The organism is Pseudomonas sp. 2835, assembly GCF_050435905.1.
GTDB lineage: Bacteria > Pseudomonadota > Gammaproteobacteria > Pseudomonadales > Pseudomonadaceae > Aquipseudomonas.
The window spans coordinates 1-12937 of record NZ_JBNDLE010000019.1 but is presented as its reverse complement, the minus strand read 5'-3'; the positions used below and the strand labels follow the sequence as shown (position 1 = coordinate 12937).

Sequence of the window (12937 nt, the reverse complement as noted above, 5' to 3'; positions counted from 1 at the left end):
CACAAAACCGTGACCATTTGATGACACTCGCCGAGCGGTAGGCCCGACGAGGGTCGATCAGCGGGCCTCAGGCCAGTTCGCTACGCAACTGGCGGGCGGCGGCCACCATGTTGACCAGGGCCGCTTCCGTCTCCGGCCAGGCGCGGGTCTTCAGGCCGCAGTCCGGGTTGATCCACAGGCGCTCGGCCGGGATGCGCTTGACCGCTTTGCTCATCAATTTGACCATCTCGGCCGTGTCCGGCACCCGTGGCGAGTGGATGTCATAAACGCCCGGGCCGATGTCGTTGGGGTAGTCGAAGGCTTCGAAGGCCTCCAGCAGTTCCATGTCCGAACGCGAGGTTTCGATGGTGATGACGTCAGCGTCCATGGCCGCGATGGCCTCGATCACATCATTGAACTCGCTGTAGCACATGTGGGTGTGGATCTGGGTTTCATCGCGCACGCCGCTTGAGCACAGGCGGAAGGCTTCCACCGCCCAGCCCAGGTATTCCTGCCATTGCGCCCGGCGCAGCGGCAAGCCTTCACGGAACGCCGCTTCGTCGATCTGCACGATCTTGATACCGGCGGCCTCCAGGTCCTGCACTTCGTCACGAATGGCCAGGGCCAGTTGCTCGGCCTGAACCTTGCGCGACACATCTTCACGCGGGAACGACCACATCAGCATGGTCACCGGGCCCGTCAGCATGCCTTTCATGACCTTGCTGGTCAGGCGCTGGGCGTATTCGATCCAGGCCACGGTCATGGCCTGCGGACGGCTAAGGTCGCCGTAGATGATCGCAGGCTTTACGCAACGCGAGCCGTAGCTCTGCACCCAGCCAAAGCGGGTGAAGGCGTAGCCGTCCAGTTGCTCGGCAAAGTACTCGACCATGTCGTTGCGCTCGGCTTCACCGTGCACCAGCACGTCCAGGCCCAAGCGCTCCTGCACTTGCACGGCATGGCGAATCTCGCTGTGCATGGCGTCGGTGTAGTCGTTGGCCGAGAGCTTGCCCTGCTTGTAGGCCTGACGCGCCAGGCGGATCGCCGAAGTCTGCGGGAAAGAGCCGATGGTGGTGGTCGGGAACGCCGGCAATTGCAGGCGCTGACGCTGGGTTTCGATACGCTGGGCGAAGGCCGACTGACGCCGGCTGTCGGCAGCGGTGACGGCGGCCAGACGCGCCTGGACCTGCGGCTTGTGAATGCGTGGCGACTCGGCTCGGCTCTTCTGTACCGCGCGGCTGTGGCTCAGGGCGTTTTGTACCGCTGGCAGGTGCGGGGTATCCAGGGCCTTGGCCAGCTCAGCGATTTCTTCACACTTTTGCACGGCGAAGGCCAGCCAGCTTTTCAGCTCGGCATCGAGCTTGTCTTCACGGGACAGGTCCACGGGACTGTGCAGCAGCGAGCAGGAGCCGGCGACCCAGAGGTTGGCACCAAAGCGTTGCTGGGCCTGTTGCAGCTGCTCCAGGGCCTTGTCCAGATCGCAGCGCCAGACGTTGCGGCCGTTGACTACACCCAGCGACAGTACCTTGTAGGTTGGCAGGCGATCGAGCACGGCCGGCAGTTGTTCCGGGGCGCGCACCAGGTCAATGTGCAGGCCATCCACCGGCAGGCCGACGGCCAGGCCGAGGTTGTCTTCCAGGCCGCTGAAGTAGGTGGCGACCAGTTTCTTCAGGGGCGAGTACTGGAGGATGTGGTAGGCACGTTCGAAGGCGTTCTTCCATTCCTGCGGCAGGTCCAGGCCAAGGATCGGCTCGTCGATCTGCACCCACTCCACACCCTGGCGCGCCAGGCGGCTGAGGATTTCGCCGTACACCGGCAGCAGGCGCTCAAGCAGGTCGAGCTTGTCGAACTCGCCACCCTTGGCCTTGCCCAGCCACAGGTAGGTCAGCGGGCCGATCAGTACCGGCTTGACCGCATGACCGAGGGCCTGGGCTTCGGCGACTTCTTCGAACAACTGCTCCCAGCTGAGCAGAAAGCGCTGGTCAGCGCTGAATTCCGGGACCAGGTAGTGGTAGTTGGTGTCGAACCACTTGGTCAGCTCTTGCGCATATTGGGTCTGGCCGTGGCTGGCACCGCAGCAGGTGCTGGCGCCGCGGGCCATGGCGAACAGGGTGTCGAGGGTCGGCAGACCGCTATCACCGGTAACCTGGGCGAAGCGCTCGGGGATCGCACCGAAGGTCAGCGAGTGGGTCAGCACCTGGTCGTACCAGGCGAAGTCGCCAACTGGCAGCAGCTCGATCCCGGCGTCTTTCTGCAACTGCCAGTGACGGGCGCGCAGTTCGCGGCCAACCGCTTCGAGGCCGGCCTGATCAAGGTCGCCCTTCCAGTAGGCTTCCTGGGCTTTTTTCAGTTCGCGGTCAGCGCCGATGCGCGGGAAACCAAGGTTGTGGGCCAATGCCATGAGAAAACGTCCTCCCTGTAAAAGATGACGCTATTGTCGACAGCCAGAGCAACATGAGACAAACTCAATAAATTCGTGTTCATCTCAAAGTTTACTCATGGAGCCCCTCGGTGCTGGAAATTCGCCACCTGAAAACCCTGCACGCCTTGCGCGAAGCCGACAGCCTGGTCGAGGCTGCTGAACGCCTGCACCTGACCCAATCGGCGCTGTCCCATCAGTTCAAGGAGCTCGAGGAGCGCCTGGGCATGCCGCTGTTCATGCGCAAGACCAAGCCGCTGCGCTTCACCAGCGCCGGCCTGCGCCTGCTGCAGCTGGCCGATGCCACCCTGCCGTTGCTGCGCGGCGCCGAGCGTGACATCGCCCGCCTGGCCGGCGGCACCGCCGGACGCCTGCACATGGCCATCGAGTGCCACAGCTGTTTTCAGTGGCTGATGCCAACCATCGACCAGTTCCGCGATGCCTGGCCGGAGGTCGAGCTCGACCTGGCCTCGGGCTTTGCCTTCGCCCCGCTGCCGGCCCTGGCCCGTGGCGATCTGGACCTGGTGGTGACCTCCGACCCGCTGGAGCTCAGCGGCATTACCTACGTGCCACTGTTCACCTACGAAGCCATGCTCGCCGTGGCCAACCAGCACCCGCTGGCACACAAGCCGTACATGGTGCCGGAAGACCTGGCCACGGAAACCCTGATCACCTACCCGGTGGAGCGCGACCGCCTGGACATCTTCACCCGCTTCCTGGAGCCGGCCGATGTCGAGCCGGCGCAAGTGCGTACGGCGGAGCTGACGGTGATGATGATGCAACTGGTGGCCAGCGGCCGCGGGGTCTGCGGCATGCCGCACTGGGCCCTGCACGAGTACAGCTCGCGCGGTTACGTGAAGGCCAAGCGCCTGGGTGAGAAAGGCCTGTTCGCCACGCTGTACGCGGCGGTGCGCAGCGACATGCTCGATGCGCCATACATGCGCGACTTTTTGCTGACCGCCAAGGACACGTCCTTCTCCACCCTCGACGGTGTCAGCGCAGTACGTTGAGCCTCACACCGCCCGGCGTTGTTCCTGCACCAGGCGCAGCGCCAGGCCGGCCAGGACGAAGCCCATCACGTAGCGCTGCAGCATCAGCCACAACGGGTAGCGCACGAACCAGCCGGCAATGCCGGCGGCGAACAGGGCGATCAGCAGGTTGACCGAGAAGCTCACGGCAATCTGGGTCAGGCCCAGGGCCAGGCTCTGGATCAGCACCGAGCCGTTTTCCGGCGAGACGAACTGCGGCAGTACCGAGAGGTAGAACACCGCTACCTTGGGGTTGAGCACGCTGGTCAAAAAGCCCATGAGCACCAGCTTGCGCGGTGAGTCAGGGGCCAGCTCGCGAGGTTCGAACGGCGAACGGGCACCCGGCTTGACCGCCTGCCAGGCCAGCCACAGCAGGTAACCGGCACCGGCCCACTTGAGCAGGTCGTAGGCCAGCGGCACGGCCATGAACAAGGCAGTCAGGCCAATGGCCGCGGCCGTCATGTGCACCAGAAAACCGCCGACCACCCCCAGCAACGACGTCACCCCGGCCACGCGGCCCTGACAGATCGAGCGGGAAATCAGGTAGATCATGTTCGGCCCCGGGGTCAGGACCATCAGCAGCGCGGCGCCAATAAACAGCAGCCATTCATGGGTGGGGATCATCGGCATTCCTTTGCAAGTGAGATCAGGCGGGTGCTGTAGTTAACTGCCGATACAGGGGCAGAATCAAGTCCCGGGTCAGCGGCGCCAGCTCCAGGGTCAGCTGCTTGCGCGCCGAGACCCACACCACCTCTTCGATTTCCGCCGCGGGCTCGACCGGCATGGCGGTGTGCACCTTGAAAATCTCGGCCTGGACAACAAAACCCGGCTCGTTGGCGGCCGGGGCGCTGAACTGGCCCAGATACTCGGCGTCGTGCGGCTCGATCGCCAGGCCCAGCTCTTCGAACAGTTCGCGGGCCAGGGCGCTGACCGGCTGCTCGTCGGCCTCGATCTTGCCGCCAGGCTGCATGAACGCCTGGGTACCGCGCTTGCGCACCAGCAGGGTACGGCCTTGCGGGTCAAGCAGGAGGGCAGCGGCGATGCGGATGGTTTTGCTCATGGGATGCTCGTGAACGGGAAAGCGCGCAAGGATCACATGTTGGTGGAGGCGTTTCAATGTTGGCACGGGCTGACGAATGCCCCTTGCAACCCCGCGCCATAGGCCGCATAAACAGTGCATGAACCTGCCCGCCCGCAAGCACCCGGAACTGGACGCCTTCCACCCTGCGGTCCGCACCTGGTTCCAGCGCCAGTTCCCGACGGTAACCGCCGCCCAGGCCCGGGCCTGGCCGTTGATTGGCAGCGGGCAGTCCTTGCTGGTGGCAGCGCCCACCGGCTCGGGCAAAACCCTCACGGCCTTCCTGTCAATCCTCGACGAGCTGTTCGCACAGGGCCTGGACGCCGGCCAACTGCCGGACCAGACCCAGGTGGTCTACGTATCGCCCCTCAAAGCGCTGTCCAACGATATCCAGATCAACCTGCAGGCACCGCTGGCCGGGATCAACGCGGTGCTGGCCGAACAAGGCCTGGAGCCGCTGGAGATCCGTACGGCGGTTCGTAGCGGCGATACCCCGCAGAAAGAACGCACGGCCATGCGCCACCAGGCGCCGCATATTCTGGTGACCACCCCCGAATCGCTGTATGTGCTGCTCGGCTCGGCCTCCGGGCGCCAGGGCCTGGCCAGCGTGCACACGGTGATCATCGACGAGATTCATGCCCTGGCCGGCAACAAGCGCGGCAGCCATCTGGCCCTGAGCCTGGAGCGCCTTGAAGCGCTGTGCGGGCGGCCGCTGCGGCGCATCGGCCTGTCGGCCACGCAGCGCCCGGTCGAGCGGGTGGCGCAGTTTCTGGTGGGCCAGGGTCGTGAGTGCGCCATCGTCGATATCGGCCATGCCCGCCCCCGCGACCTGGGCCTTGAAGTACCGCCGGTGCCGCTTGGCGCGGTGATGGCCACGGATGTCTGGGGCCTGGTCTACGACCGCCTGGCGGCCCTGGCCCGCGAGCACCGCACCACCCTGGTGTTCGTCAACACCCGGCGCCTGGCTGAGCGCCTGACCCGCCATTTGAGTGAGCGCCTGGGCCGCGATGCGGTGGCCGCGCACCACGGCAGCATGGCCAAGGAATACCGCCTGGATGCCGAGCAAAGGCTCAAGCGCGGTGAGCTGCAGGTCCTGGTGGCCACCGCATCGCTGGAGCTGGGCATTGATATCGGTGAGGTCGAGCTGGTGTGTCAAATCGGCTCGCCCGGCTCGATTGCCGCGTTTTTACAAAGGGTCGGGCGCTCCGGGCACCAGGTCGAGGGCACGCCAAAGGGCCGGTTGTTCCCCTTGTCGCGCGATGACCTGATCGAATGCGCAGCATTACTTGATTGCGTGCGCCGCGGCGAGCTCGATCGCTTGCACGTGCCGCAGGCACCGCTGGATGTGTTGGCGCAACAGATCGTCGCCGAAGTCAGCAGCCAGGAGTGGCACGAACAGGCGCTGTACGACTGCCTGCGCCGGGCCATGCCCTATGCCGATCTGGACCAGGGCCATTACCAGGCGCTGTTACGCATGCTCGGCGAGGGCTTCAATGGCCGCCAGGGCGTGCGCAGCGCCTACCTGCACCGCGATGCGGTCAACGGCACCTTGCACGGGCGGCGGGGCAGCCAGCTGACAGCCTTGACCAGCGGCGGCACCATCCCCGATAACGCCGACTACACCGTGGTGCTCGAACCCCAGAGCCTGAACATCGGCACCGTCAACGAAGACTTCGCGGTAGAAAGCATCGCCGGCGATATCTTCCAGCTGGGCAACGCCTCCTACCGCATCCTGCGCGTGGAAAGCGGCCGGGTGCGGGTCGAGGACGCCCACGGCCTGCCGCCAAGCATCCCGTTCTGGCTCGGTGAAGCGCCGGGGCGCAGTGACGAGTTGTCTGCAGGCGTGGCGCGCTTGCAAGGCGAGATCGACCAGCGCCTGGCCGATGCCGACGGCCAGTTGCAACCGCTGCTCGACTGGCTGACGGCCGAGCTGGGCCTGGGCCTGGACAGCGCCGAACAACTGCTTGAGTACCTGGCCCACACCCGCCAGGTGCTCGGCGCCCTGCCCTCGCAGCAAACCCTGGTGATGGAGCGATTTTTCGACGAGTCCGGCGGCACCCAGCTGATCATCCATTCGCCGTTCGGCAGCCGCATCAACCGCGCCTGGGGCCTGGCCTTGCGCAAGCGCTTCTGCCGCACCTTCAACTTCGAACTGCAGGCTGCGGCCAGTGAAGATGCGATTGTCCTGTCGCTGTCGGCCAGCCACAGTTTTGCTCTGGAAGAGGTCTGGCGTTACCTGCACAGCAACAGCGCCGAGGCGGTGCTGATCCAGGCCCTGCTCGATGCGCCGCTGTTCGGCGTGCGCTGGCGCTGGAATGCCGGCACTGCGCTGGCCCTGCCGCGTTTTGTCGGCGGACGCAAGGTGGCGCCGCAAATCCAGCGGATGAAAAGCGAAGACCTGATTGCCGCGGTGTTCCCCGACCAGATTGCCTGCCTGGAAAACCTCGCCGGCGAGCGGCAGATTCCCGACCACCCTTTGGTCGAGCAAACCCTCGACGACTGCCTGCACGAAGCAATGGACAGCGAAGGCTGGCTGGCGCTGCTGCGGCGTATCGAGCAGGGCCAGATCACGCTGGTTGCCCGCGACCTGCCGGCACCTTCGCCGCGGGCTTCGGCCATTCTCAACGCCCGGCCCTATACCTTCCTGGATGACGCACCGCTGGAAGAACGGCGCACCCAGGCCGTGCTCAATCGTCGCTGGAACGAGGCGCAGAGCAGCGATGACCTCGGCGCGCTCGACCCGCAAGCCATCACCGCCGTGCAAAGCGAAGCCTGGCCGACGCCCACTCGCAGCGATGAAATGCATGAGGCCTTGATGAGCCTGGCCTGTATCAGCCAGGCCGAAGCCGAGGCCAATGACGGCTGGAAAGAGTGGCTGGCGGCGTTGGGCGAGCAAGGCCGTGCCTGCCGTCTGGAACTCGCTGATGATCAAGCATTGTGGCTGGCCCGCGAACGCCTGATGCTGTTGCGCACCCTGTACCCGCACGCGCCCCTGACACCCGAGGTCACGGCCCTGCCCGGCTTCGATCAGGCCATCGACGCCGATGCGGCGCTGGTAGAACTGCTGCGTGCACGCCTGAGCGGTTTCGGCCCGCTGACCAGCGCGCAGATTGCCGCACCGCTGCAACTGCCAGTCAGTGCCATCGAGCAGGCCCTGGCCCGCCTTGAAGGCGAAGGCTATGTGATGCGTGGGTACTACTTTCAACCAAATCATCAACCGAACCAGCAACCCGGCCAGCAGCCGCTGCAATGGTGCGAACGACACCTGCTGGCGCGCATTCATCGCTACACCATCAAACGCCTGCGCCGGGAAATCGAGCCGGTCAGCCTGCAGGACTTCATGCGTTTTCTGTTCGACTGGCAGCACCTGGCGCCCGGCTCGCGATTGCAAGGCCAGGCCGCGCTGAGCGCCGTGCTCGATCAGTTCGAAGGTTACCCGGCAGCGGCGGGCGCCTGGGAAAGCGACCTGCTGCCAACCCGGCTCAAGGACTACAGCCCGCGCTGGCTCGACGAAGCCTGCCGCGCCGGCAAATACGCCTGGGCGCGCCTGGCCCCGAGCGCCGCGGCCAGCACCCTGCGCAGCACGCCGCTGGTGCTGTTGCCGCGGGCCCGGCTGGGCTTGTGGCGAGCCCTGAGCCCGGCGCTGGACAGCAGTGAACTGAGCCTGCGCACCCAACGCGTGCACACGGTGTTGAGCGAACACGGCGCGTTGTTCTTCGACGAACTGGTGCACGACGCCCACCTTTTGCCCAGCGAACTGGAAAACGCCCTGCAGGAACTGGTGGCCGCCGGTTTGATCAGCGCCGACAGCTTTGCCGGCCTGCGCGCGCTGATCACCCCGGCGAGCAAACGCCAGGGCCGCAGCCATCGCCGCGGTCGCGGGCCATTGTTCGGCGGTATGGAAGACGCCGGGCGCTGGGCGCTGTTGCGCAAGCCCAGCGCCAAGCGAGAGGAGGACCTTGAACACATCGCCCGCACCTTGCTGCGTCGCTATGGCGTGATGTGCTGGCGCTTGCTTGAACGCGAAGCCGACTGGCTGCCCAGCTGGCGCGAACTGCTGCGCTGTTACCACCGCCTGGAAGCCCGTGGCGAAATCCGTGGCGGGCGCTTTATCAGCGGCCTGGCCGGCGAGCAGTTCGCCCTGCCCGAGGCCGTGGCGCTGCTACGTGAAGTGCGCCGGCGCCCGCTCGACGGCAGCCTGGTGGCGATCAGCGCCAGCGATCCGCTGAACCTGGTCGGCACCCTGCTGCCCGGCAACAAGGTTCCAGCGGTCAGCGGCAATCGCCTGCTTTATCTGGATGGCGCGCCGGTGGCGACGCTGATTGCCGGCAAGGTCCAGTTCAACCGGGACGATGAACTGGCGGCGCACGGCGAGTGGCGCGAGCGCCTGATTCGCGACGCCGCCCTGGTCACTTGACCTGCGGCGCGGCAAACCCGGCAAAACGCTTGTTAAAGCCAGCCACCCGGCCTTCAACCGTGGTCTTGCGTTGCTGGCCGGTATAGATCGGATGCGAAGCGCTGGAAACATCCAGGGCCACGTAGGGGTAGGTTTTGCCGTCGCTATGGGTGTGGCTGCGGTCGGTGTCGACGGTCGAGCCGATCAGAAAGTACACATCGGCGGCAGTGTCGTGGAACAGCACAGGGCGATAATCGGGGTGAATGCCGGGTTTCATGGCCAAGCCTCTTGGGAAAATGAACGAAGATTAATTGATACTATATAACATATCATCTATCCGCAAATACAAATGGTTTTCACTTCCAAGATGAAGCTTGCAGCCCTTGCGCGCTGCGGGCTGGCGCTTTAAACCCCAACCGGGCTAAGGTCGGGGTTTGTCCAGGCCCTGAGCCTGACCGTGCCATCGCAAGGAAACCGTATGAGCCTGTCACTTCTCAGCCGCTACGCCTTCTTCGCTGCCTGTGTGTTGTTCACCCTGGCCAGCCTGCCGTTCCTCCACCACGAATGGCTGTGGCCGTTCACCCTGGTGACCGCCGTGCTCAGCCTGATCGGCCTGGGCGACCTGCTGCAAAGCCGTCACGCAGTGCGCCGCAACTACCCGATCCTCGGCAATATCCGCTACCTGGTCGAAGGCATTCGCCCGGAAATCCGCCAGTACCTGCTCGAAGCCGACAGCGACGCCCTGCCGTTTTCCCGGGCGCAGCGCTCGCTGGTGTATGCGCGGGCCAAGAACGAAGCCTCGGACAAGCCCTTCGGCACCCTGATCGACGTGTACCAGTCCGGTTTCGAGTTCATCGGCCACTCCATGCGCCCGGCGCCGCTCAGCGACCCGTCGAGCTTTCGGGTAATCGTCGGTGGCCCGCAGTGCACCCAGCCGTACTCGGCGTCGGTGTTCAACATCTCGGCCATGAGCTTCGGATCGCTCAGCGCCAACGCCATCCGCGCCCTGAACCAGGGCGCCAAGCTGGGCAATTTTGCCCACGACACCGGTGAAGGCAGCATCAGCCCCTACCACCGCGAACACGGTGGCGACCTGACCTGGGAGCTGGGCAGCGGCTACTTTGGCTGCCGCACCTCGGACGGGCGCTTCGACCCCGAGCGCTTTGCCGAACAAGCGCGCAATCCGCAGGTGCGGATGATCGAGATCAAGATGAGCCAAGGCGCCAAGCCCGGCCACGGCGGCATCCTGCCCAAGCACAAGGTCACCCGCGAAATCGCCGAAACCCGTGGGGTGATGATGGGCGAAGACTGCATCTCGCCGTCACGCCACAGCGCGTTCTCCACCCCGATCGAAATGATGCAGTTCATCGCCCAGTTGCGGGAGCTGTCTGGCGGCAAGCCGGTGGGTTTCAAGTTCTGCCTCGGTCACCCGTGGGAATTCATGGGCATTGCCAAGGCCATGCTGGAAACCGGCATCCTGCCCGACTTCATCGTCGTCGACGGCAAGGAAGGCGGCACGGGTGCGGCGCCAGTGGAATTCACCGACCATATCGGCGTGCCGCTGCGCGAAGGCCTGCTGTTCGTGCACAACACCCTGGTGGGCCTGAACCTGCGCGACAAGATCAAACTGGGCGCCAGCGGCAAGATCGTCAGCGCCTTCGACATCGCCAGCGTCCTGGCCATCGGCGCCGACTGGGCCAACTCGGCGCGCGGCTTCATGTTCGCTATCGGCTGCATCCAGTCGCAAAGCTGCCACACCAACAAGTGCCCGACTGGCGTTGCCACCCAGGACCCGCTGCGCCAGCGCGCCCTGGTAGTGCCGGACAAAGCCCAGCGAGTATTCAACTTCCACCACAACACCCTCAAGGCACTGGCCGAAATGCTCGCCGCCGCCGGCCTCGATCACCCTTCGCAACTGCAAGCCAAGCACCTGGTACGGCGCATCTCGGCCACCGAGATCAAGCTGTTTTCGCAGATGCATGTGTTCCTCAAGCCGGGTGAATTGCTCAGCGGTGAGGTCAATGGCGAGTTCTACTCGCGGATGTGGCAGATGGCGCGGGCGGACAGTTTCGAGCCGCAGGAGGTGGCAGCGGCCTGAGGATCAGCACCGCGTTCCTCGTTGAACAACGGCACAATCAGCGAGACGTTCATGGCTCCGACCTGCGAAACACCACCCATTTGGCCAGCAAGAAGCCGCAGGTCAGGCTGATCAGAGAAAAGCTCGCGACCGTGATCATCCCGTGCAACCGCCAATGATCGCCCAGCCAGCCCACGGCCAGGCTGACGGCGCCCAGGCACAGCATGAACAGCAAGTAGCGGCCGATCGAGGGCGGCCCGGCAAAGGTGTAGAGGGCGTTTACATAAAAGGAAAGAGTCGCGGCAACACAGAATGCCAGCAAATTACTCAGGGCCTGACTTAGATCGAATGCTACCCGCAGGACGAAAAAAAGCTGCCAATGGACCAGGGCATTGGCGATGCCGATCACGCTGTAAGTGGAAAATCCCTTCCAGATATTGGCCATTGCCTGTTACGCCTCGCTGAACCTTGCGCCTGGGTTCAGCAGGCCACGTCGCCAGCAATTCGTCCACTGCTAGAAATAACAGCTGTTGGGGTTTTGCGACCGACGGTCTTCTGCCCAGGGGAAAAGTGAGACATTCGGAAATAAGCAACTTTTGCATTTGCGCGCGAATACCGCCACCCTGCCCCCCGCCCGACGTGCGGCGCGAGCGTTTGCCGGCGTCCACCTGTCACTATTAAACCCACTGTTCAAGAGCCCGCTGCCATGCTTAACGGACGCGACCCGCGCATCGATTTCTTTCGAGGCCTGGCGTTGATCTTCATTTTCTGGGATCACGTCCCCCACACCCCCTTAGGCCAGATCACCCTGCGTAACATCGGCTTCAGCGATGCTGCGGAAATCTTCGTCTTTCTCGCTGGCTACGCCGCGATCCTGGCCTACGGCAAGGTGCTGCAACGCGACGGCTACCTGATCGCCTGCGTGAAAATCCTGCGCCGTACCTGGGTACTCTATGTGGTGCACATCTTCCTGCTGGCGATGCTGATGGGCATCGTGTTCTTCGCCAACAGCCACGTAGAGACCCGCGACCTGGTCCAGGAAATGGGCCTTACCCACTTCATCACCAACCCTCAGCAAGCCCTGACCGACGAGCTGCTGTTGCGCTTCAAACCCAACCTGATGGACCCGCTGCCGCTGTACATCGTGCTGCTGGCCGGCCTGCCGCTGGTGCTGCCGCTGCTGATGCGCAACACCCTGGCGGTGGTCGGGGTGTCGATGGCGGTGTATCTGGTGGCGCCGGGCCTGGGCTGGAACCTGGCGAATTTTTCCGATGGCGTGTGGTACTTCAACCCGGTCACCTGGCAGTTCCTCTTCATTCTCGGTGGTGCCGCTGCCCTGTACGGGCAGCAACCGCGGCCAGCACAAACCCGGCCGTTGAGCCGTCAGCCGTTGTTCCTCGTCGCAGCCGCCTATTCGCTGGCAGCCGGTATCCTCACCCTGTCCTGGCGCTGGCCCGAGATTCACGATGCGTGGATGCCGGCGAGCCTCAGCAACCTGCTGTACCCGATCAGCAAGACCGACCTGTCGCCGGTGCGCCTGGTGCACTTCCTGGCCCTGGCCTACGTCACCGCCAAGCTGCTGCCGGGCCATGGCTGGACGCGGAACTGGCTGGCGCAGCAAACCGGGCGCATGGGTCGTTATTCGCTTGAAGTATTCTGCCTGGGGGTGCTGCTGGCGCCTTTGGCAGACATGATCAATGCGATGGCTGGCGATGCCTTTGCCATGCAGATATTCACCGCCCTGGTGGGCGTCGCGATCATGGCCCTGCTCGGCGCCTGGCTGGACTTCAACAAGCGCCTGACCCAGCCGATGCGGGCGGTTGCTACCTGATTCGCGCAGGTAAAAAAAAGGTTCTTCACGGAATCCCGGGGGCTATGATTCTTGGGTTGGGTTGCGGGCTTATCCATTCGGTGTGGCGCCGCTGTTGGCCCCTTCCGCCCTTACGGCGGGTCCCTTTTGTTC

Annotated in this window: 9 protein-coding genes; 4 read left to right on the top strand and 5 right to left on the bottom strand. The window is 64.4% G+C overall.

From position 1 onward, the window contains the following. Window positions 1-67: 67 nt before the first annotated feature. The gene (gene metE, locus ABIE20_RS22010) at window positions 68-2377 is read right to left on the bottom strand and encodes a 5-methyltetrahydropteroyltriglutamate--homocysteine S-methyltransferase (RefSeq protein WP_429507306.1); all 2310 of its coding nucleotides are present in this window, start codon (window positions 2375-2377) and stop codon (window positions 68-70) included. A 110-nt stretch (window positions 2378-2487) separates the two neighbouring features. Between metE and metR the strand changes: the two genes are divergently transcribed. Continuing rightward, entirely contained in the window at window positions 2488-3405 is a 918-nt protein-coding gene (gene metR, locus ABIE20_RS22005) for a transcriptional regulator MetR (protein ID WP_045197692.1), read from the top strand. A gap of 3 nt (window positions 3406-3408) precedes the next feature. Here metR and ABIE20_RS22000 read toward each other — a convergent pair whose 3' ends face one another. Next, entirely contained in the window at window positions 3409-4047 is a 639-nt protein-coding gene (locus ABIE20_RS22000) for a LysE family translocator (RefSeq protein WP_429507304.1), read from the bottom strand. 22 nt (window positions 4048-4069) lie between these two features. Continuing rightward, complete coding sequence (locus ABIE20_RS21995; RefSeq protein ID WP_429507302.1) at window positions 4070-4483, bottom strand: NUDIX hydrolase; 414 nt, start codon at window positions 4481-4483, stop codon at window positions 4070-4072. 118 nt (window positions 4484-4601) lie between these two features. On the opposite strand from ABIE20_RS21995, the gene ABIE20_RS21990 reads away from it, so the two are divergent. Next, window positions 4602-8918 carry a DEAD/DEAH box helicase gene (locus ABIE20_RS21990; protein WP_429507300.1) on the top strand — a complete coding sequence of 1439 codons (4317 nt, stop codon included), beginning with the start codon at window positions 4602-4604 and terminating at the stop codon, window positions 8916-8918. On the opposite strand, the gene ABIE20_RS21985 is transcribed toward ABIE20_RS21990, so the two are convergent. Then, entirely contained in the window at window positions 8911-9174 is a 264-nt protein-coding gene (locus ABIE20_RS21985) for a type B 50S ribosomal protein L31 (protein WP_045197685.1), read from the bottom strand. The two genes, ABIE20_RS21990 and ABIE20_RS21985, sit on opposite strands and share 8 nt — an antisense overlap. A gap of 201 nt (window positions 9175-9375) precedes the next feature. Here ABIE20_RS21985 and ABIE20_RS21980 point away from each other — a divergent pair, with 201 nt between their 5' ends. Then, window positions 9376-10995: an FMN-binding glutamate synthase family protein gene (locus ABIE20_RS21980; RefSeq protein WP_429507298.1), complete on the top strand. Its 1620-nt coding sequence runs from the start codon at window positions 9376-9378 to the stop codon at window positions 10993-10995. A gap of 49 nt (window positions 10996-11044) precedes the next feature. Here ABIE20_RS21980 and ABIE20_RS21975 read toward each other — a convergent pair whose 3' ends face one another. Next, window positions 11045-11419, bottom strand: coding sequence for a GtrA family protein (locus ABIE20_RS21975; protein WP_258607850.1), 375 nt, complete (start codon window positions 11417-11419; stop codon window positions 11045-11047). Between the two features lie 261 nt (window positions 11420-11680). Here ABIE20_RS21975 and ABIE20_RS21970 point away from each other — a divergent pair, with 261 nt between their 5' ends. Further along, the gene (locus tag ABIE20_RS21970) at window positions 11681-12805 is read left to right on the top strand and encodes an OpgC family protein (protein WP_429507297.1); all 1125 of its coding nucleotides are present in this window, start codon (window positions 11681-11683) and stop codon (window positions 12803-12805) included. Window positions 12806-12937: the final 132 nt, after the last annotated feature.